The 22087-nt window shown below is 58.0% G+C and carries 11 protein-coding genes; 6 read left to right on the top strand and 5 right to left on the bottom strand.

Going from position 1 to position 22087, the window contains the following annotated elements:
• Positions 1-479 precede the first annotated feature (479 nt).
• From EDF81_RS20275 to EDF81_RS20260, 4 genes are all read left to right on the top strand, one after another.
• The gene (locus EDF81_RS20275; RefSeq protein ID WP_123349977.1) at positions 480-12098 is read left to right on the top strand and encodes an Ig-like domain-containing protein; all 11619 of its coding nucleotides are present in this window, start codon (positions 480-482) and stop codon (positions 12096-12098) included.
• A gap of 99 nt (positions 12099-12197) precedes the next feature.
• The gene (locus tag EDF81_RS20270) at positions 12198-13514 is read left to right on the top strand and encodes a TolC family outer membrane protein (protein ID WP_260232756.1); all 1317 of its coding nucleotides are present in this window, start codon (positions 12198-12200) and stop codon (positions 13512-13514) included.
• 24 nt (positions 13515-13538) lie between these two features.
• Complete coding sequence (locus EDF81_RS20265) at positions 13539-15671, top strand: type I secretion system permease/ATPase (protein WP_123349975.1); 2133 nt, start codon at positions 13539-13541, stop codon at positions 15669-15671.
• A gap of 9 nt (positions 15672-15680) precedes the next feature.
• Complete coding sequence (locus EDF81_RS20260) at positions 15681-16850, top strand: HlyD family efflux transporter periplasmic adaptor subunit (RefSeq protein ID WP_123349974.1); 1170 nt, start codon at positions 15681-15683, stop codon at positions 16848-16850.
• Positions 16851-16897: 47 nt separating this feature from the next.
• Here EDF81_RS20260 and smpB read toward each other — a convergent pair whose 3' ends face one another.
• Positions 16898-17380, bottom strand: a complete 483-nt coding sequence (smpB, locus tag EDF81_RS20255) for an SsrA-binding protein SmpB (RefSeq protein ID WP_123349973.1) — start codon at positions 17378-17380, stop codon at positions 16898-16900.
• 157 nt (positions 17381-17537) lie between these two features.
• Here smpB and EDF81_RS20250 point away from each other — a divergent pair, with 157 nt between their 5' ends.
• Positions 17538-17975, top strand: a complete 438-nt coding sequence (locus EDF81_RS20250) for a type II toxin-antitoxin system RatA family toxin (RefSeq protein ID WP_221180832.1) — start codon at positions 17538-17540, stop codon at positions 17973-17975.
• Positions 17965-18255 carry an RnfH family protein gene (locus EDF81_RS20245; protein WP_123349971.1) on the top strand — a complete coding sequence of 97 codons (291 nt, stop codon included), beginning with the start codon at positions 17965-17967 and terminating at the stop codon, positions 18253-18255. The genes EDF81_RS20250 and EDF81_RS20245 overlap by 11 nt, the downstream gene beginning before the upstream one ends.
• A 20-nt stretch (positions 18256-18275) precedes the next feature.
• Here the strand turns inward: EDF81_RS20245 and EDF81_RS20240 are convergent, their stop codons facing one another.
• From EDF81_RS20240 to nadK, 4 genes are all read right to left on the bottom strand, one after another.
• Complete coding sequence (locus EDF81_RS20240) at positions 18276-18794, bottom strand: ClbS/DfsB family four-helix bundle protein (RefSeq protein WP_123349970.1); 519 nt, start codon at positions 18792-18794, stop codon at positions 18276-18278.
• Positions 18795-18847: 53 nt separating this feature from the next.
• The gene (gene bamE, locus EDF81_RS20235; RefSeq protein WP_123349969.1) at positions 18848-19189 is read right to left on the bottom strand and encodes an outer membrane protein assembly factor BamE; all 342 of its coding nucleotides are present in this window, start codon (positions 19187-19189) and stop codon (positions 18848-18850) included.
• Positions 19190-19337: 148 nt separating this feature from the next.
• Entirely contained in the window at positions 19338-20999 is a 1662-nt protein-coding gene (gene recN / locus EDF81_RS20225; protein ID WP_123349968.1) for a DNA repair protein RecN, read from the bottom strand.
• Positions 21000-21086: 87 nt separating this feature from the next.
• Entirely contained in the window at positions 21087-21965 is an 879-nt protein-coding gene (gene nadK, locus EDF81_RS20220; RefSeq protein WP_123349967.1) for an NAD(+) kinase, read from the bottom strand.
• Positions 21966-22087 lie beyond the last annotated feature (122 nt).

Genomic DNA, 22087 nt, shown 5'->3' with positions numbered 1-22087 from the left:
GGTTAAATTCCGTACAAATAAGGTGGGTGTGCACGCGACCGGATTTTACTGAAATAATTAAAAAGGGAATTATTAATCGTGCGAACCTTAACGAAAATGTCATTTAAACCTGCATGATATATTATATTTAATTTCTCCCTCCTATTTATAGTGGGATGTTTTAATGCCGCTTAAATATCATTACGGAGTAGTTTAGTATAACTTAAGTATACCCATTTTACTGTCGAGTAGCCCATCACCTGCATTTTGTGAAATAAACTTATTTATTGTTTTTATTTGCTTAAATACAGTGACCTTGTTATAGATTTTAATACGATCACTCAGATGGTTGTAATGCAATGAATTGATTATTCTTTTGCCAATCAATGTCTTGCGATTGAATTCATTATTCTAATTTCAAGGTGATGCCCGTTTTCAGGTGCTTTGCCCCTGTTTACCGCCGCCGTGCGTAATTACCTTGCAGCGAGAGGAACATCAAGATGGCTGAACCAAATGCACTTTCTCCTACCGTGGATATTATTAGTCGCGAAAATGGGAACGAGATCACACATTATCCGCAAAGTGCTGACAGGGTCGTTAATCTCTCGCAAAGCAGCGTGGTGAAAATTAATGCTTCACCCGAGTCGGTTAATTTCTATGAGCGTCAGGGTAATGACCTTATTGTTCATATGAAGGACGGGACCACCGTACGCTATCAAAGCTTTTTTACCCTCGATGCGAATGGGTTACACAGCGAGCTGGTTTTTGAAGATGTAACGGGCGTGCATCGTGCCGCCTTTCCGTTTGCCACGGAAGCCGGTCCGGCGGTCGCTGAGGCCGTGGTTCCCTCTATTGCCACCACGTCGGTGGGTGCACTGACGGGGGCGGCCGGGATCTCGACGCTGGGCATCCTGGGCGGGCTTGCGGGCGCGCTCGCGATTGGTGGCGTTGCCGCGGCGGCCAGCAGCGGTGGAGGCGGCGGCGGTGGGAATAAAGGTCAGCAGCCACAGCCCGAACCGCAGCCGGAACCGGAACCGCAACCCGAGCCACAACCTGAGCCGGAGCCAGAACCCGTCACCCCCAGAATCTTTATCCGTAACTTTGCCCGTAATAACGAACTTAATTCAGCCGAAGTTAAACTGAGCCAGCTGCTGTGGGGGACATCAGAGAACATCGATCCCGGACAGATGGTCTCCATCAGGCTGAACGGCAAAAACTATTTTGCCCGGATTGGCGGTGATGGCCTGTGGCGCGTCGAGATCCCGTCAGCGGATCTCCAGGCGCTGGCTAACGGTTCGCAGGTCGTGACCGTCAGCTATACCGATAAAAACGGCAATGTGGTCACCAGCAACCAGTCGATTAACGTCGATACCAGCCAGCCCGCCGTCGCCATCGCGATCCTCTCTACCGATAACCATCTGAGCGCGGCGGAAGCCGAGCAGCCGATGGAAGTTCGGGGGATCACCAGCCTGTACGGCCCGGGGGTCACGCTGATCGTGACCTTTAACGGGAAAAATTATGTTGCAACCGTCGATAACGCCGGTAACTGGAGCGCCACGATCCCCGCTGCGGATCTGCAGTTGCTGCAGGACGGCAACCAGACGGTGACCGCCAGAGTTCAGAGTGGTAGTCAGTCGGCGCAAGCGACCCAGGACCTGGATGTGATGATCCACACCCAGCCTGCACCCACCCTGAATACACCTCTTGGCGATGGCTATATCAATATCGTGGATATGGCGTCTTCCCAGACCCTGTCGGGGAACACGGGCGTGAAAGGCAACTGGCAGACGGTAACCGTCACTATCGGGGGCACAACCTGGGAGACCTTTGCCGATGCCAATGGGGCGTGGACGCTGTTGATTAGCGCCTCCCTGATGGCACAGATGACCCAGGGAACCTGGCCGGTGGTCGTGATTGCCAAAGACGCAGCAGGAAATACCGGTCAGGTACAGAGCAGCGTTACCGTTGACCTGACCCCGCCATCGCTGTCAGTGCTGTCGCTGACCAGCGATAATATTCTCAGCCAGCAGGAAGCCAGTGCGGGCCAGGTACTGAGCGGGACCGCCTCGGTTGAGGATCAGGGGCGGAGCGTGTCCGTTACGCTGAACGGTAAAAACTACACGGCGCTCGTCGGCGTGGACGGTAAATGGGAGATCGCCCTGTCGCCTGCCGATCTGGCTGCGCTCCCGCAGGGAAATAACACCCTGGTGGCGACCCTGTCGGATGCGGCGGGCAACACCACCACGGTGAATACCGCGTTTAACGTCAAAACCCTCTCGCCGACCATTAGCGTATCAACATTCGCCGGCGATGACGCCCTGAATGCCGCCGAGATAAAAACCGACCAGATCCTGTCCGGCAGCACGCAAAATGCGGCAGCGGGCAGTACGGTGCAGGTCACCATAGGCGATCATCGCTACACCACGCAGGTCGATGCCAGCGGTAACTGGAGCGTGGCGATAAGCGCCGCCGATCTACAAAAACTGCAGCAGGGCGATAATGTTGTCGGCGTTACCGTGACCGATCTGGCCGGACAAACGGGAACGGGAAGCAAAACGGTTAATGTGAATACCACCCAGGGCGGGGTGGCCATCAGCATCATTGCCGGTGATGATTTCATCAACAGAGATGAAGCCACCGGGCAGGTTACGATCCGTGGGACCAGCGCCGGATTAAGTCCAAATACCACCGTGACGCTGGCGGTTGGCGGGCGGACATACCCGGCATCCACCGATGCCAACGGCAACTGGTCGGTGACGCTGCCAGCAGGCACTCTGCTGGTGCAGCCTGACGGGGCACTTGCCATCACCGCGTCGGCCAACGGGCCGAATGGCGCGGTGAGCGATAACCATACGCTGAATATTCGTATTAATACTCTTCCGGAAATTAGCCTCGATACGCCGTTCGGCGACGGGGTGTTGAATGCGCAGGAAATTGGGCAGAACCAGACCCTGGTCGGAAAAACCGGCATTGAAGGTGCCGGACAGAAAGTGGTTGTCACTCTCGATGGCGTTAACTACCAGGGCACGGTGGATGCCAGCGGTAACTGGAGTGCCGTGATCCCATCCGGTGCGCTCTCCGGGCTGACCAATGCCAGCTCACCGTTAAACGTCACGATTGTTGCCACCGATATCGCCGGAAATACCGGCACTCAGGTCGTGAATGTTCCCGTTGATGTGGTACCGCCGGTGGTCACCGTGGCCGATTTCGCCGGTAACAACTTCCTTAACGTCAGTGAGGCGAATATCACTCAGACGCTGAGCGGCACGGCAACCGGAGTGCAGCAAGGAGATAGCGTCACACTGCAGTTGAACGGCAAAACCTACACCACCACCATCGGGCAGAACGGGGCCTGGTCTATTCCTGTCACCTCGGCGGATCTGAAAGCGCTGCCGGACGGCACTGTCAATATGACCGTGACGGTGACCGATAGCGCGGGCAATGCGACCGTGACCACCCGTCCGATCCAGGTCGCCGTCGATCCGACCAAACAGCCGGTGCTGAGCGTGGATCCCGTCACCAGCAACAATATTCTCGACGCAGCCGAACTGAACGAGGCAGTCACCCTAACCGGTAAGTCGCTCAACGTTCAGACCGGGCAGACGGTGACTGTCTTCCTCGGGACTCAGTCCTGGACCGGAACCGTGGATGCCAGCGGTAACTGGTCGGTACAGATCCCGCAGGGCGATCTGGCCTCGCTGACTAACAATGGCTATACCCTGGTGGTCAGCGTCAGCGACCAGGCGGGCAATGCCGCGTCGACCCAGCATAATTTCACCGTCGATACGGACCTTTCCGCTATCAGCGTGCTGCCGATCACCGGGGATAATGCGATCAATGTTGCGGAGGCCGCTACGGGCTTCACGATCAGCGGTATTTCCAGCAATCTGGCGGCCAGTAGCCCCATTACCGCAACCATGAACGGTAAAAGCTACTTCGTGACGCTAGGGAGCAACGGCAACTGGAGCGTATCAGTACCACCGGAAGATGCCCAGGCGCTGGCCGATGGCAAAGCCACCCTGACCGTGAGCGCCGTTGATGAACTGGGGAACCCGATTAGCGCCAGCCATGATTTTACGGTGATGATTAATAAAGTACCGTCGGCGACGATCAATACCCCGTTCGGCGACGGCGTGCTGAACGCCGCTGAGGCGGCGGGTACTCCGACGCTGACCGGCAGCACCGGCGTGCTCGGGGCCGGACAGACGGTGGTGGTGAATATCGGTGGTACCAACTACAGCGCCATCGTCGATGCCAACGGCAACTGGTCCCTGGCCACGCCTGCCGCTCTGTTGAATATGCCTGATACGGGTATCACTCCTGTTCCCTACACCGTCACCGCGAGTGATGCGGCCGGAAATACCAGTATTATCAGCGGGTCCATCGATATCGATAAAACACCGCCTGCGCTTGGGCTGCAGGCGGTAAGCGGGGGCTACGTTAACGCGGCTGAAGTAGGGCAGGTCGTGCCGATTACCGGTACCGGTGGGCCATACGATCCCGACCATCCGCATACGATTGTGGTGGTGGTTAACAACCAGACCTATACCACCACGCTATTAAGTAACGGGACCTGGAGCATTTCCCTGCCGGCGGGCGCGCTGGCGGGACTGCCCGATGGCCCGGTGAGCTATACGGTCACCATCAGTGATTCTGCCGGTAACCCGACCGTGCTGAATAACAGCTTTATTCTTGATGCCAACCCGGCGACCCTGCCGACTATCACCATCAATCCTCTCTCCGGCGATGACTTTATCAATGTGAATGAAGCTTCGCAGCCGCTGGTGATTAGCGGTAAAACCACCTATATCGAGGCAAACAGTAACGTCAGCGTGGTGTTTAACGGCGTCACTTATCAGGGCATTCTGGTCCAGCCCAACGGTACCTGGTCGCTGACGCTGCCTTCCTCGTCGATGACCGGACTGACCAGCGGCACCCAGGTTATCACCGTCACCGCAAGCGATGCGGCAGGTAATACGGCCACCGATAACCATAATCTGACCTTTGTGGCTGATGCCACCAAACTGCCTTCCCTCACCGTCAACGTGATCGCTGGCGATGATGTGATTAATGCCATCGAGCATCTGCAGGCGCTGACCATCGACGGTACTTCCCTGAATCTTACCGCCGGTCGCGTGGTGACCGTCACGCTGAACGGTAAAAGCTATACCGGGCTGGTGGACAGCACCGGTAAATGGAGCGTCGAAGTGCCGGCGGCCGATGTCCAGGCACTTTCCAGCGGCACAGGCTCGCAGCCGTACACGGTGACGGCGAATGCAACGGATATCGCCAATAACGCCGCGACCCCCGTCAACCATACGGTAACGGTGGATCTGATTGGGCCGGCGATCACTCTGGACTCCGGCAGCTTTGTCGCCGATGGCAAAGTGAGTATTAGCGAAACGGCTGCCACCCAGGTGCTGTCGGGGACAGCCCCGGAAGGGCAGATCGTTACGCTGAACGTGGGCGGTAACATTGTTGAGACCGTGGCTGGGGCGGGCAATACCTGGTCAATGACTGTTCCTCTGGGGATCCTGCAGAACCTCACTCAGGGCACCGCCGAGTGGACGCTGAGCGCGACGGATAAAGACGGCAACACCACAGAGGTGAAAATTCCTGTCGATGTAAACAGCACCACGGCACCGACCCTGACCATGGGGACGCCTTTCGGCGACGCGCTGGTCAATATTAACGATGCTCAGCAGGGCACCACGGTCACCGGCACCAGTACCGGTCTGGCGGTCGGCACCATTGTGACGCTCAGCATTGACGGCACCACGGTGAGAACCGGCACCGTCGGCAGCGACGGCAACTGGAGTATTATACTTGGCAGTAGTGATATTCCGGCCAACAGCAGCGGCACGCATGTCTATACGGTCAGCGCTCAGGATGGCTGGAGCAACCAGGCCGGGGCCACGGCGAACGTCGACTATCTGCTGACCCAGCCAACCCTTCCGTCTCTGAGCGGCCTGTTTGGCGGCGACGGTAAGATTAACTTTGTCGAGGCGAGCGCGGGTCAGATCCTGACCGGTTCGACCTCGGTGACCGGGCCGGGCCAGACCGTGACCATCAGTATCGACGGGAGTAACCCGATCACGGTGCCGGTCAACAATGACGGCAGCTGGGCGTTAACGCTGCCGCCAGCCGCGTTGCTGGCGCTGAACGACGGTTCCCATTTGATGACCGTCGTGGTCAGCGACCGGGCCGGGAACACCTCGACCGGCAGCACCAGCTTTACGGTGCAGACCGATGCGCTGCCGGAGCCGACCCTGGCGATGCCGTTTACCGACGGTATTCTGAATATAGTGGAATCCGACGCGGTAACGGGCACATTAGGCGGTTCTACCGGCCTGGCGAGGGCCAATATTCAGAGCGTAACCATTCGTATTAACGGGGCCGATTACGGTCCGGCCACCATCAATGCCGACGGTACCTGGAGCCTGTCGATAACCTCCGGCCAGATGAAAGCCTTCCCGGACGGTAACGTCAGCGTTGAGATTACCGTGACCGACAGCGCCGCCAACGTGATAACGGGCAGCGGTAGCTTTATCGCCGCGACGCATTCAGCGCCTGTGCTGGGGCCGGTAGTGGCCTTTACCGACGGCGTGCTGAACCATGTCGAATCAACCAGCGACCAGACCATTTCCGGCACCACCAATATTGCCGGTGCCGGACAAAAAGTGTCGCTGGTGTTAAACGGGATCACTTACAACGGCACCGTGCTGCAGGATGGCAGCTGGACGATCGATCTGCCCGGCGCCGTCCTGCAAAATCTGCCTAACGGCAGCACCCAGACGCTGAATATCACCGCGACAGACGCTTCGGGTAACACCAACTCCCTGCCGGTGAACTTCACCGTTCAGACCACGCTGCCCTCGCCGTCCATCATCGACCTGTTTGGCTCTGATAACCTGCTAAGCGTTGGTGAAGCCAGCCTGCCGCTGACCCTGACCGGGACGACTGGCGTCACGGGCAGCAATCAGTACGTGAAGCTGACCATCGATGTTAACGGTGTCAGCTACCAGGCGACGGTGCTGCCGAATGGCAACTGGATACTGCCGCTGCCGGCCAATGCGCTGAATGGCCTTACTAACGGTGAACATACCATTACGGTGACCGCCGAAGACCAGTACGGCAACGTCAATGAATCGGTGCGCGATTTCTCGGCTGCGCTGAGCAATCCGGCGGTGACCCTCGCCTCGGCGTTTGGCGACGGCTACGTCAGCCTGAGCGATGTGACAAGTCCTATGACGCTGACCGGTACTCTGACGACAGCGATCCCTGGCACCACGGTTGTATCGGTGACTATCGGCGGTAAGGAGTTCTTTGGTGTGGTTAACCCGGCGGGAACGGGCTGGTCGCTGACCCTGAATCAGGCCGACTGGAGCGGCGTGACGAACGGCCTGCAGAGCATCGATGTGAAAGTGACCGATGTGGCGAATAACGTCACCACGATTACGCAGCCAGTCAATATTGCCCTGATCCAGCCGACGATCAGCGTCACTTCGGCCTTTGCCGGTGGCACCCTGGACTACGGCGAGTCGCTGGCGGTGCAGACGCTCAGTGGCACCTCGACAAATCTGGAAGCCGGGCAGACGATTACGATTACTATCGGCGGCAAGCCCTTCCAGGCAACGGTGCAAAGCGATCATAGCTGGAGCCTGCAGGTGACGCCGGAGCAGATGGTGGGAATGACCAGCGGTACCATTACGCTAACGGCGACCGATAAAGCCGGTAACCCGACAACCGTCACCGGCACTACGGATCTGGGCCTGATTATTGATATCACCCCGCCGGCTGCGTGGGTCACCATCGACACCATCGGCCTTAATAACTCGCTGAATGCGGCGGCGCTGGCTTCGGGCAACACGACGATCAGTGGTAAAAGCGGCAATGTTTCCGGCGTGATTACCCTGGTGATTGGCGGGACCACCTATAACAATATTCCGATTGGCAGCGACGGTAGCTGGCAGGTCACCGTTCCCGGAACGGCTCTCAGCGAGGGGCCAAACAGCATTACCGCCAGTGGGACGGGGGCTGCCAATGCGGCGGTGAACGTCACGGTGGATACCGTGGCGCCGAGCCTGGCGATTGATCCGTTTGCCGATCTGAACAGTGCCGGAAAAGCTGTCGATCAGACCTTAACCGGTACATCCGATGCGAACGGCCGTGAAGTGCGTATCGAACTGCTGAACTCGGCGGGTACGGTGGTGAAAGTCTACTACTCCACCGTCGCGGGCGGTAACTGGTCTGCCTCCATTCCGAAAGGCGATCTGGCGGGTCTTACCGACGGGAACTATACCTTCCAGGCTTCGGTTAGCGACAGCGCCGGTAATCCGCAGCAGACAACAGAAGGCTTCACCCTGGATGCGACGCCGCCGCTGCTGGATGTGGATTTCGACCTGCTCCCTGCCGTGCTTAACACCCTCAGCACCGCCAACGGACTGTTGATTTCCGGGGAAGGCAAGCAGGGCGAAAGTCTGATCATCAGGATCGGGCCGCTATCACTTCCGGCCACCGTAGGCCCTGACGGAAAATGGTCCGTGACCTTCCCGAAAGCCAATTTGCTGACCTTAACCGACGGTGCGCAGGTGGTGAGTATTACCGCGACGGATGCGGCCGGTAACACCAGCACGGATTCTGTGACCCTCAACGTCGCCCTGAACCAGGGCCTGGGCGTGGCCATTGACAGCGTCTTTGGCAACGACGGCGTGCTTAATGTCGCCGAGTCTCAGGTCAGCCAGATCCTCACCGGCCATGTGAACGGGGATTATCGCGGGGCGACCGTTAAGCTGACCATCGCCGGAACCGAAATCAGTGTGCCGGTCGGCAACGACGGCAAATTCTCTATTAGCCTGCCGCCGTCACTGTGGCAGGGGCTGTCTACCCAGACTCTGTCATTAGCACTGCTCGTCACCGACGCCAACGGTAATGTTGTGCCGAGCAATAGCGCCGATCCGCTGGCGAACGTGCGCCTGTCGCTGGGCGACCTGCCGAAAGCGGTTGAGGCCGTTACGCTGGCCGTGGGTAACGTTATCGATGTCGATAATGTGATCAACAATGTTGAAAGTGCCACTGCCCATACCATTAGCGGCCTGGTCAGTAACGCCGCCAAAGTGGGCAGCGTGGTGCTGATTATCGGGGGACAGACAATTACCGGTGCGATAGATGCCGTGACGGGGCTCTGGTCAGCTACGCTGGGATCCTCTCTGCTTCAGGGGCTGCAGGACGGGACCATCACCGGGAAGGTGAATATTACCGACCTCGACGGGAACCTGGTCAGCACCGATATCAGCTTTGGCGTGGCGAAAACGCTGCCAACCATTACTCTGGGATCGCTGTTTGGTGACGGCACGCTTTCGCTGAACGAACTGGTTTCCGGCGTGCTGAGCGGGACCACCACAGGGCTGGCGGGACGGCAAGTGACGATTACCATTGGCAGCACGGCGTCCTTTACTGCCACGGTAGACAGTACCGGTAAATGGTCTGTCAGCCTGCCGTCCACCGTTGCTGACGCGCTGAAAGCGCTGGGTACCGCCGGGCCGCTGACCGTCACCATGGCGGCAACGGATCAGTACGGTAACAGCGCGACCAGCGCCAGCGGTTCGCTGAAGCTGGATCTGCTGTCGCCAGTCCTGAACTCGCTGACGCTGTTTGGTTCTAACACCCTGAGCGCAATAGGTGCGCAGACCGATAAACTGATTACCGGTAGCGTGGCCAATGCGGTTGACGGCTCGCTGGTGCAGGTGAACGTCGGCGGCAAGATCTTTACCGGTACGGTCATCGGCGGCGCATTTAGCATTACCGCCAAAAGTACCGATCTGCTCGGCCTGACGGATGGCAACCTGACTGCCAACGTGACAGTCACCACCCCATCCGGCAATACGCTCCTCGATGCGACCCACAACGCTATCGTTAATCTGACCAAACTGCCGGTGGTCAATATCACCTCCCTGTTTGGCAACGACGGCTATCTGAATCTGAGTGAGGCCAATCTTGGGCAGACCATTGGCGGCACGGTCACTAACATGACCAACGGCACCATTAGGGTGACGCTTGGCGGTGTGATTCATGACGTTGCCGTTATCAACGGTGCCTGGTCGCTGGGCCTGACCACCGCAGAGCTGAAAGGTCTCGGTGACGGTAGCCTGACCCTGAAGGCGTCGGTCACCGACAGCGCCGGTAACCAGGCGACGGGATCCCAGGTCATCACCTCTATTGTGACCAACGTACCCAACATCACCCTTAACCCGCTGTTTGGCGGTAATGGACTGGACCTGAACGACCTGCTGAGTCAGCAATTTATTAGCGGGAGCGTCACCAACCTGGCGGCGGGCGCGCAGGTTAAAATCGTCCTCGGTGGTTTTAATTACACCGCTACCGTTAACGCGGATGGGACCTGGAAAGCGGCGTTGCCGACGGTTGACCTACAGAAACTTGCCGACGGCCTGCTGAACGTCAGCGTGTCGGTGCAGGATGTGGCCGGTAACTCTGCAACGGCGGCCGTGACGCCTTCGGTGGCGATTAACACCCTGCCGACGCTGGTGGTGAACAGCATCTTCGGCGACGGCGGGCTGAGCATTGCAGACCTGCTGAAAGCGCAGGTGATCTCCGGGACCACCAATGACAGTGGGATTGGGTCGCAGGTACAGGTCACGCTGGGGACGCACACCTATACCGCAACGGTTGGGGCGGATAAAACATGGTCCATTTCGGTGCCGACCGGCGATCTGAGCCAGCTGCTGGATGGCAATCTGACGGTGGGGGTTTCACTGACTAACCCGGCCGGTAAGACCGTCACGGGCAGCGGGGCCCTGGCGGTGCTGTCGCATAACGCGCCGTCTATCTCCCTGACCTCGCTGTTTGGTAATGACGGCTGGCTGAATATCAGTGAAGCCAGTACCGCCCAGACCATTACCGGGAAAATCACCGGCCTGGCCGACGGGGCAAAAGTGGTTGTCACCGTCGGCAACACAATCCTCGACCCGGGTAAAATCACGGTGAACGCAAACGGGACCTGGACGGCGACCGTTGACTCTAACATTCTGAAAGGGCTGACCGATGGTGCGCTGAAAGTGAAGGTCGACGTCACCGATAAGGTGGGTAACACCAGCAGCAGCGTTGTGGACGTCAACAGCAAACAGACGGCGCCGACGGTGCAGATTAACGCGCTGAGCTCAATCCTGGGCCTGCTGACGCTGTCAATCAGCGGTAAATCGACCAATGTGGGTGCCGGTGGTTCGATCCGGGTTTCGCTGGCAAACAGTGCGGTATATGCCGTGGTGACGCCGGATGCTAACGGTAACTGGACCGCGTCTCTGGGCTCGGTGCTGAACCTTGGCGTTATCCTCAGCCTTACCAGTATCCTGAATATCGATGCGGTGGATGCGGCCGGGAACCACACCTACCTTAACGTCGGCCTGAACGGCAATATTATTTCCACCACGCCGCCGGCCACGCTGATGGCGCTCGAAGCCGACACCCTGTCGGTTCTGGCGGCCAGCGAGTCCTCTGACGATCACAGCTCGCTGTCCACCGCGACGGCGGCGAAGGTCAGCGCCCTCTCCGCCAGCACGGTTGAGGCACAGAGTGCAGAAAATCAACAAACTACGGAAGAAAATGTCGCCAGTGGTGCCTACACTATTGGAGGCGTCACCATCACGCTGGCCGACGGTACTCAGCACAGCGGGGATTCCGTTGAGGGCAGCGCCGGTAACGACACCATCCATCTCTCGTCTCTGGGGTTAACCCATATCGACGGTGGTGCCGGGACCGATACGCTGATCCTTGACGGGCAAAATATCCTGCTCGACCTGACGGCGCTTGGCGAAAAAATCGAGAATATCGAAATTGTCGATTTAGGTTCGTCCGGAACCAACAGCATTACCCTTGACCTGCAACAGGCTTTACGCATTACCGATAAACCAGAAGACGACCTGCTGATTAAAGGCGGGGCCGGCGATCGGGTGAATCTGGTACAAGGGCAGGGGGATATCTGGAGCGTCAGCGGACAGCGTGATATCGATGGGCTTCAGTTCGATGTTTACCACAACAGTTCACAAAACAATACGTTAGGCGATGTTCTCATCCAGCACGGGCTGCATGTCAATATGGTGTAAACCGGTTGTCGCCTCAGGGATGAGGCGGGTCAGGGTGTAAAAATATCACCGGGGTAACCTAAGGTGGAATGAATGAGTAAAACGATACTGCGTTGCACAATGCTGGCGACGCTGTTGATGGTATCCGCGGGTAGCGCACACAGTGCAGAAGAGTACAACTGGCAGGCGGCACCGGGAGACGCTTACCAGGCGCAGCTCACCATAAAAGAAGCTATTTTGCGCGCCTTCGGGCGCAACCCGAATATCGCCATGGCCGCGGCGCAAATTCGCGTTGGCCAGGCCAATCTTAGCGAAGCGGAAAGCGGCTGGTTTCCGCAGATTTCCCTGCAGGGGAACACCGGGCGTTCGCACCGGACCGACTCGTCGGGATCGCTGAACAATAACGCCTCCGCCGGGCTTAACCTGCGGCAGCTGCTGTGGGATTTTGGCAAAACCAGCGGCAGCATTGATGAGCAACACAAACTCTCGGATGCTTACCGCTATCAGCTCTATGACGCCCTGAATCAGGTCGGCATGGAGACGCTGCAAACCTATTTGCAGGTGAAGCGTTATCAGGCACTGGAACAGTCGGCGAAGGCCAATATCGACTCGCTGAACCGGGTACTGGATATGGCTAACCTGCGTGCGGAAGCCGGACTGAGTTCGCAGTCTGACGTCCTGCAGGCGCAAACCCGTATCGCCGGGCTGAATGCGACCATGGCTCAGTATCATGCGCAAAAAATCTCCGCTCAGGCCGCGCTGAGCGTACTGACCGGGGTCACCTCCGACACCTTACCCGACCTACCGGTCGACCTGTTAAAACAAAAGATCACCCTGAAAACCCTGCCCTATGAGCAGAGCTATGCCGTTCGTAGCGCAAGGGCGAAGCAACTTGCTGCGGATGAGCGCGTTCGCCAGGCCCAGGCTCAGCACTGGCCTACGCTATCGGTACAGGCAGGGCGAACCCGCTATCAAAACAGCAACAGCAATTACTGGGATGACCAGGTTCAGCTGGTGGTTGATGCGCCGCTGTACCAGGGCGGTGCCGTCAGTGCCAGAGTTGACGCGGCGGAGGGCGATCGGGCCAACGCCCGGGCTGAGGTTGAGGCCAGCAAGCTCAGTATCAACCAGAAGGCCGCGACCGCCTGGGCGGACCTGACCGGTGCCCAGCAGCGCCAGCAGGCTGGTGAAATGCAGTTTGCCAGCGCCGAACGGGCGCGCGGCGTCTATCAGGACGAGTATCGCCTCAGCAAACGCAGCCTCAACGATTTGCTCAGTATTGAACAGGATGTTTTCCAGGCCGATACCGCGGCTATCGCCGCACGCTATGACGGCTGGGATGCGGCCGTGCGCTATGCGGCGGCGGCGGACAACTTGCTCGACATGTTAGGTATTGAGCGTAGCCGTACCGTGGGCGACACGCTGCCTTCTCTTTAAACGCACAGGGTACAGGAGATGTAGATGCAACAGCCCGATACCGAAAGTTGGATCAGTGTAATGGTCCGGGCGGCGGGGCGGTTTGGCCTGCCAGCCGATGCACCCGCGGTGCGTCAGCAAATGCGCTGGTTTGAATCTCTGCCCCTTAACGCACGCCTGGAGCGGCTGAGTGGATTAATGGGTCTGCAGGTCCGCAGCGCCGAGCTGAAAAATATGCGCTGGAATGCCCAGACCCTGCCGGTGATCGTCCAGCTGGAGTCCGGCGAGCTGATGCTGCTGGAGGCCATCGATGCCGACGGCCTGGTCAGCTACTGGCTAAGCGACGGCGGCGATCTGGTCCGTGAAGAACCGCTGGAAAGCCTGTTGACCCGGGTGAAACCCGAAGTTGTGCTGCTGGGGATCGCTGCACGCGGCCGCGACTCGCGCATCGATGAGTTTACCCGCCCCTGGGAAGCCCACTGGTTCTGGAAGCATTTCCGCCATACCGGGCGCAAGCTAAGCGAGATTGCCCTGGCCTCCATTGTCGGCAACGTCCTGGCGCTCGGGGGGATCCTCTTTTCGATGCAGGTGTATGACCGGGTGATCCCGGCCCAGTCGATCCCGACCCTGTGGGTGCTGTTCTTCGGCGTGCTGATGGCGGCGGGGCTGGAGTACTTTATCCGCCTTGCGCGTACCCATGTTTCCGACATTATGGGGAAACATATCGACCTTAAAGTCTCTTCGCTCTTCTTTGCCAGGGCGATGGCGATAAAAAACGATGCCCGCCCCAAATCCACCGGTTCGTTCATCTCCCAGCTGCGTGAAATCGACCAGGTGCGCGAGCTCCTGACGTCAACCACCGTCGGCGCGGCGATGGATATGCCCTTTGTTTTTCTGTTCCTTGGGATTATGGCGCTGGTGGGCGGTCCGCTGGTGATTATCCCGCTGATTGCCATCCCGCTGATTGTGATCCCCGGCCTGCTGGTGCAGTGGCCGATGGCGAAGCTGGCAAAAGAGGGGATGCGCGAGAGCGCGATCCGTAACGCGGTGCTGGTGGAGTCGATCGAAGGGATCGAGGATATCAAAGCCCTGCAGGCGGAACCCTACTTCCAGCGCCAGTGGGAACATACCCACTCGGTCGGGGCCGGGATCAGCATGAAACAGCGCGTATGGGGCGCACGGCTTAGCGGCTGGGCTTCGACGGTTCAGCAGATTACCTATGCCGGTATGCTGGTGTTTGGCTGTTACCTGGTGCTCGACGGCGGGATCACAACCGGGACCCTGGTGGCCTGTAGCCTGCTCTCCTCCCGTACCATTGCGCCGCTGATGCAGCTAACGATGGTCTTTTCACGCTGGCAGCATGCGAAATCGGCCATGACCGGGCTGAACGAGCTGCTGAAAAAACCGCTCGATAAAGAAGCCGACAAAAAAATGGCCCACTGCCCGGTGCTGGCGGGCCACTATCAGCTGCAGGGTCTGCAGTACAGCTATGACGAAGAGAAGGGCGACCAGGCGGTACAAATCGGCGAGCTGGAGATCAAACCCGGCGAGCGGGTGGCGATCCTCGGCAAAACCGGTGCCGGTAAATCGACCCTGCTGAAACTGCTCTCGGGACAGGCGCTGGCCAGCAAAGGCAAAACCATCATCGACGGTGTCGATATAGCGCATATCGATCCCGACGATGTTCGCCGCCAGGTGGGCTACCTCTCCCAGGATTCACGCCTCTTCTTCGGTACCCTGCGGCAAAACCTGATGCTGGGTCATCCTCACGCTACCGAGGCGGAGCTGATCCAGGCCCTGCGTATCAGCGGGGCGATCACCATGGTGCAGCAGGACGCCGCCAGCCTCGACAGATTGATCAACGAGGGCGGACGCGGGCTTTCCGGCGGTCAACGGCAGATGGTGCTGCTCAGCCGGTTGATTGTACGTAATCCGCAGATTGTCCTGCTGGATGAGCCTACCGCCTCGATGGATGAACAGCTTGAAGCCTGGGTTATTCGCCAGCTACAGCAGTGGCTGACCGGGCGCACGCTGATTCTGGTCACCCACCGCCCGGCGCTGCTCAACCTGGTGGACAGGATCGTGGTCATGGAGAACGGCAAAGTGATTGCCGACGGTCCGCGAGATTCGCTGCTTAAGCAGGCGCAAAATAACAGTAACGTGGCGTCAATCGCCTGAGGATAACCTATGAGCCAACTGGGGATGCAGGATGAACTGGCGCGTCAGGGCCGGTTTTACTCTTCGGTTATCTGGCTGTCGCTGCTTGGGCTGGTGGTGTTTATCGCCTGGGCGTGGTGGGCCATACTGGATGAAGTCACCGTGGGTACCGGCAAAATTACGCCTTCCACCCATGCGCAGGTCATTGAGAGCCTGGACGGCGGGATCATTAAATCGCTGGCGGTGCGTGAAGGGGATATTGTCGAGCAGGGACAGGTGCTGGCCCGGCTCGACCCGACGCGCTTTCAGTCCAATTACGGCGAGGCGGCTGCCCGGGCCAGAGCGCTACGCGCCTCCAGCGAGCGTCTGCGATCTGAGTTGACCGGTGCGCCGCTGAAATTCAGCGCTGAATCCCTGCGCGAGCCGGACCTGGTCGCCCGCGAGCAGCAGCTGTATGAGTCTCGTCGTCGTAACCTGAATGAAACGGTCGCTAACCTGCAGAAAAACTATCAGCTGGTGATGTCCGAACTGCGGATGACCCAGCCGCTGGTGCAGAAAGGGGCGGCAAGTCAGGTAGAGGTGATTCGTCTTCAGCGTCAGGCGACGGAGCTACAGGGGAAAATTGATGAGGCGCGCAATCAGTTTGCGGTGCGGGCCAGGGAAGAGCAGGTCAAAACCAATGCCGATCTGGATGCCCAGCTGCAGCTGATGGCCGGGAAAGCGGATCAGCTGGATCGCGCCACGCTCTTCTCCCCGGTGCGTGGGGTGGTGAAAGATATCCAGATCACTACCGTCGGCGGCGTGCTGCAGCCCGGCGGCAAGCTGATGGAGATCGTTCCGCTGGAGGATCAGCTGCTGGTTGAAACGCGGATTAACCCGCGTGATATCGCCTATATTCGTCCCGGTCTTGCTGCCACGGTGAAGGTCACCGCCTACGACACCTCAATCTATGGCGATCTCGACGGTACGGTCGAAGTGGTTTCCCCGGATACGTTACAGGATGAAGTCCGACGGGATCAGTTCTACTACCGCGTCTACGTGCGGACCGGCAGCGCCGAACTGCACAATAAAGCGGGGCAGAGTTTCCCGATCCTGCCAGGTATGGTGGCCAGCGTGGAGATCAAAACCGGGCAGAAATCGGTGCTCGATTATCTGATTAAACCGCTGAATAAGGTGAACGAAGCGCTGCGTGAGCGCTAGGGTGGAGCGAAGACCCTCTCCCACGGGAGAGGGGGATGCAACGAGGATTAACGGCCTGCGTGCTTCATGATGCGGGCTTTATCCACCTGCCACTCGCGATCTTTCAGATCGGTACGCTTGTCGTGCTGTTTCTTACCCTTCGCCACGCCGATTTTGACTTTACACCAGGCGTTCTTCCAGTACATAGACAGCGCCACGACGGTATAGCCTTCGCGGTTGATTCGCCCGTAGAGGTTTTCCAGCTCGCGCTTGTTAAGCAGCAGCTTACGGGTACGGGTTGGGTCGCAGACCACGTGGGTGGAGGCGACATTCAGCGGCGTGAAGCTTGAACCGAACAGGAAAGCTTCGCCCTCTTTCAGAATGACGTAGCTGTCGCTAATGTTGGCCTTCCCGGCACGCAGCGATTTAACTTCCCAGCCCTGAAGGGCCAGACCCGCTTCAAATTCATCTTCGATGAAGTATTCATGACGGGCGCGCTTATTTTGCGCGATGGTGGCAGAGCCTGGTTTATGTGCTTTTTTCTTGGTCATAGGTGTCGTGACATCTTGCGGTAATCAGTGACTGAAAAGACCTCATTCCATCCTGTGAGGTTTAAGGCGCTTATCATAGCACGAGATAAGGCTTAGCGTTTTTTTTAACAGGCGATAAATGGTATTATTCGCCGGTTGTGTGACCTTGGAAACCGCTATGCCGCAGATTAGCCGTAACGCGCTGGTGCCTTACAGCGTGGAACAGATGTATCAGTTAGTGAATGACGTGCAGTCCTATCCGGACTTTATCCCGGGCTGTACGGGAAGCCGCGTGCTGGAGTCCAGCCCGACCCAGATGACGGCGGCCGTTGATGTCTCCAAAGCCGGGATCAGCAAAACATTCACCACCCGCAATACGCTAACCAGCAACCAGAGCATCCTGATGCATCTGGTCGATGGCCCGTTTAAATCCCTGATTGGCTGCTGGAAGTTCACTCCGCTTAGCCCCGAAGCCTGCCGGATTGAGTTTCAGCTCGACTTTGAGTTTACCAATAAGCTGATCGAACTGGCTTTTGGACGTATTTTCAAAGAGCTGGCATCCAATATGGTGCAGGCATTCACCGTGCGCGCCAAAGAGGTTTACCGTGTCGGCTAAGATTGTGGTGGAAGTGGCCTACGCGCTGCCGGAAAAGCAGTATCTGCAGCGGGTTACGCTGGAAGACGGGGCGACGGTTGAGCAGGCCATTCAGGCTTCCGGCCTGCTGAGCCTGCGCACGGATATCGATCTGGCGCGTAATAAAGTCGGTATTTTTAGCCGCCCTGCCAAACTGCAGGATACGGTGCAGGACGGCGATCGCGTGGAAATCTACCGTCCGCTGACGGCCGATCCAAAAGAGCTGCGCCGTATGCGGGCTGAGAAGAGCAGCGAAAAATAATTGCGTTTGTGGATGTGGCTTCAGGCCTCTGCGGGCAGCGTTTTTAGCAGGGCATTCAGACGGGTACTGGCGTTAGCGTAGGGTGATACGCAGTTGAACTGAATCATTCGCCCTCGCGTCCACTTTCCGTACCAGGGCTGATGATACAGCGCGTCATCGCTGTAGCTCTCGATAAGCGTAATCAGCTGCCGGTGACCGTGCTCAAGTCGGGTGCAAAGCGCCGGCCAGCTGTCGATATCGGCATAGTCGGCATAAAATTTTTGGGCCAGTTTGCCAAGTTCATTCCATTTAAAGCCGCGCGCCGGAAAATCAATCTCTTCCCCGGCCGCTTCCTGCTTATGCCACAGCAAGACCTGTTCACCCCAGCCGATCAGATAGCTGACCAGATTAGCAGCGCTCATCTGCGTGCCGCTGCTGTGGCCTTCCATACGCGGTTTGAAGGCGTAGCTTTCCGGGACGCGCGCCAGTTTTTTAGCCAGCGCCAGCCAGGTTTTGTCCATTGCGGCCAGCAGTTGTTCTTTGCTCTGTGGAACGGCCATGCTTCCTCCCTGAAACAAAAAAGGTGCCGGAGGCACCTTTTGCTTTGATTCCCTTACGCTTTGTTCAGCGCAGGTTTGTTATCAATATTGGTCAACACGCCGCTGCTGTCAAAGGTCAGGGTCAGCGTTTGCTGGGTAATGCTTTCATGACCTGGCTGCTGACGGAACACGTAGAACCAGGTATTGGAGCCGAACGGATCGGACATCATCGGGGTGCCCAGCGCGTAGGCGACCTGCTGCTGCGTCATGCCGACACGAATTTTTGCTACATCGTTAGGGACCAGGTAATTTCCCTGGTTGATATCAGGGCGGTAAACCACTCGCTCCAGAGTGGAACAGCCTGCGGTCAACATCAGAAGGACCGCTGCGGCAGCAGTCAGCATTTTACAACGCATAGTGATTTGATTCCTTTTCGGGCCCGAGCTGTACGCGGCTCATCTGTATTATGCCGATGATAATAGACCTTTCGTCAGTTTAAAACCTCTGCCGACAGGTCATGAGGCGTTTTTATCGAGAACTCAGACTCCGGGAGCGCAAAAAAGTTTAGGCAGCCAGCAATTCTTTGGCGTTCGCCAGCGTGTTGCGCGTGACTTCACTTCCGCCAAGCAGGCGCGCCAGCTCCTGCAGACGCGCACGTTTATCCAGCGCCTGCATACGGGTTTCGGTCATTGCACCGTCGGTCTCTTTACTGACAAAGAAGTGATGATGACCACAGCCAGCGACCTGCGGCAGGTGGGTGACGCACATCACCTGGGTGGACTCACCGAGCTGGCGAAGCAGTTTGCCCACCACGGCGGCCGTCGGGCCGCTGATGCCGGTATCCACTTCGTCGAAGATCAGCGCCGGGGTTTCCATTTTACGAGCGGTGATCACCTGCATGGCCAGGGCGATACGCGACAGCTCCCCACCGGAGGCAACTTTGGCGATCGGCTGCAGAGGTTGACCCGGGTTGGTGGTCACGCGGAACTCCACGCGGTCAGCCCCTTCAGCCGTCAGGTGGCGTTCTTCGAAGTTAACGTCGATGGTAAACAGGCCGTGCGGCAACGAAAGTGAGTGCATACTCTCGGTGATCAGCCCGCCCAGCTCCTGGGCCGAGGCAACGCGACGTTCGTGCAGTTGACGGGCGGTGTCCATCGCCTGACGGTGATGCTGCGCTACCGCGAAATTAAGGGTTTCCAGTGAGTCAGCCTGATCGTCGAGCTGCTGCTGCTCATCAAGCAGGGACTGATGGAACTGCGGGAGCGCCTCCGGGCTGACGTGGTGCTTACGCGCCAGCGAGATCTGTCGGGAGATGCGCTGTTCCAGTTCGAAGAGGCGATTCGGGTCCATATCGAGGCGATCGCAGTAGTGGCGCAGTTCATCGCTGGCTTCCGTCAGCTGAATACCGGCATCTTCCAGCATATCCAGCAGGCCGGAGAGTTTGCTGTCCATACCGGCCAGCTCCGTGACCAGCTGCTTTACCGCGTACAGCTGGCTTTGCAGATTGGCCTCTTCGCCGTCGGCGAGGATCGCCAGCGCGTGCTGGCTGGTCGTCAGCAGCTGGCCGCTGTTCGCCAGGCGCTTGTACTCTTCGTCGATCTGCTCGTATTCACCGGCCTGCGGATTAAATTCATTCAGCTCTTTGAGCTGATACTGCAGCAGTTCTGCCCGCGCAGCGCGATCCTGGCTCTGCTGCTGGTGCTGGGCCAGCTCGCGACAGCTCTGGTGCCACAGGCGGTAATGCTCTGCCATCTGGTGGGTGAGGGCATATTCGCCCGTATAGCCGTCGAGCAGGGATTTTTGATATTCCGGTTTTACCAGCAGCTGGTGCGCGTGCTGGCCGTGGATTTGGATAAGCAGCTGGCCCAGCTCGCGAAGCTGAGAAAGCGGAACGGCGGTACCGTTAATAAAACCACGGGAACGCCCGTCGCTGCTGATGACGCGGCGAAGTAAACACTCACGCCCGTCTTCGAGCTGGTTCTCTTCCAGCCAGCGCAATGCGGCGGGGGTATCTTTCAGGGAGAAGCGGGCGCAGAGATCGGCGCGGGTGGCGCCGGCGCGGACGATATTTGATTCGGCACGGCCGCCCAGGCACAGACCGAGGGCATCAATGGCAATCGATTTACCGGCCCCGGTTTCACCGGTGATAGCCGTCATTCCGCTGTGAAAGTCGATCTCAAGCTCGCGAACAATCGCGAAATTGCTGATGGTCAGTTGTGCCAGCATAGCCGCTTTTCCTGTATGAAAAAACATTACTGTGTTTGTGTACAGTATAAACGGGTTTTTTATCCAGTAAAGCGGCTTTGCACAAAATCAGAACAATTTTTTCGACCAGCCGAGTTTTGTGCTTAACGTATTGAAATAGTTATAGTCTTTCGGGTGAATCAGATTCAGGTGATAGTCGCAGCGGCGGATCAGAACATCTTCACCTTCCTGGATAGGCAGGGCGATCTGGCTGTCGCAGCTGATCTCCAGGTCGCTGCGGCGATGGGAAAAGCGCAGTCGGATAGTGCTGGAGCTGTTAATGACCAGCGGGCGCGCCGACAGGGTGTGCGGGAACATCGGCACCAGGGTAATGGCATCCAGCTGGGGCGTCAGTATCGGTCCCCCCGCCGAGAGGGAGTAAGCGGTCGAGCCGGTTGGCGTGGAGATAATCAGGCCGTCTGAGCGCTGGGAAAACGCAAAAACTTCATCAATATAGACCTCAAACTCAATCATATGCGCCACTTTACCGGGATGCAGCACGACTTCATTGATGGCGGTGCTCAGGCGCTTCTGCTGGTTTTGCTGGCACACCTGGGCCTCCAGCAGGAAACGCTGCTCGGCAATGTAGTGGCCTTCAAGCACGTCGGCCAGTTGCTGCTGCGCGTTATCAGGGTCGAGGTCCGTCAGAAAGCCGAGGTTGCCACGGTTAATCCCGATGACCTTGATGTCATAGCGTGCCAGCGTCCGCGCCGCGCCCAGCATATTGCCATCGCCACCCACGACAACCGCCAGATCCGCCTGCTGGCCAATCTCCGCCAGCGTGCCGGTACGCACGGCCGTGAGCTTCAGCTCTTTGGCAATTTGCTGTTCGACCATCACGTCATAGCCCTTTTCACTCAGCCAGCGATAGAGCATTTCATGTGTAGTCAACGCGGTAGGATGACGCGGATGGCCGACGATGCCAATACACTTGAAATGATTATTCATTTTCAGGATGTCCTTTATGCCGAATGAATGATGACAAAACGCCTTGTTCCCTTGAAACCCGGAAACGGATCCCCATAATAAGCCAGGTTAGCGAAATGATTGTGAAAAAACGCGGAGAAATT

The sequence above is a fragment of the Enterobacter sp. BIGb0383 genome (assembly GCF_003751845.1).
Taxonomy (GTDB): domain Bacteria; phylum Pseudomonadota; class Gammaproteobacteria; order Enterobacterales; family Enterobacteriaceae; genus BIGb0383.
The sequence above is the reverse complement of the archived record's forward strand: the minus strand, read 5'-3'. Positions and strand labels throughout refer to the sequence as shown.

Coding starts and splice junctions, on each gene's coding strand:
- EDF81_RS20275 (WP_123349977.1), top strand. CDS start 480: ATGGCTGAACCAAATGCACTTTCTCCTACCGTGGATATTATTAGTCGC.
- EDF81_RS20270 (WP_260232756.1), top strand. CDS start 12,198: ATGCTGGCGACGCTGTTGATGGTATCCGCGGGTAGCGCACACAGTGCA.
- EDF81_RS20265 (WP_123349975.1), top strand. CDS start 13,539: ATGCAACAGCCCGATACCGAAAGTTGGATCAGTGTAATGGTCCGGGCG.
- EDF81_RS20260 (WP_123349974.1), top strand. CDS start 15,681: ATGAGCCAACTGGGGATGCAGGATGAACTGGCGCGTCAGGGCCGGTTT.
- smpB (WP_123349973.1), bottom strand. CDS start 17,380: ATGACCAAGAAAAAAGCACATAAACCAGGCTCTGCCACCATCGCGCAA.
- EDF81_RS20250 (WP_221180832.1), top strand. CDS start 17,538: ATGCCGCAGATTAGCCGTAACGCGCTGGTGCCTTACAGCGTGGAACAG.
- EDF81_RS20240 (WP_123349970.1), bottom strand. CDS start 18,794: ATGGCCGTTCCACAGAGCAAAGAACAACTGCTGGCCGCAATGGACAAA.
- bamE (WP_123349969.1), bottom strand. CDS start 19,189: ATGCGTTGTAAAATGCTGACTGCTGCCGCAGCGGTCCTTCTGATGTTG.
- recN (WP_123349968.1), bottom strand. CDS start 20,999: ATGCTGGCACAACTGACCATCAGCAATTTCGCGATTGTTCGCGAGCTT.
- nadK (WP_123349967.1), bottom strand. CDS start 21,965: ATGAATAATCATTTCAAGTGTATTGGCATCGTCGGCCATCCGCGTCAT.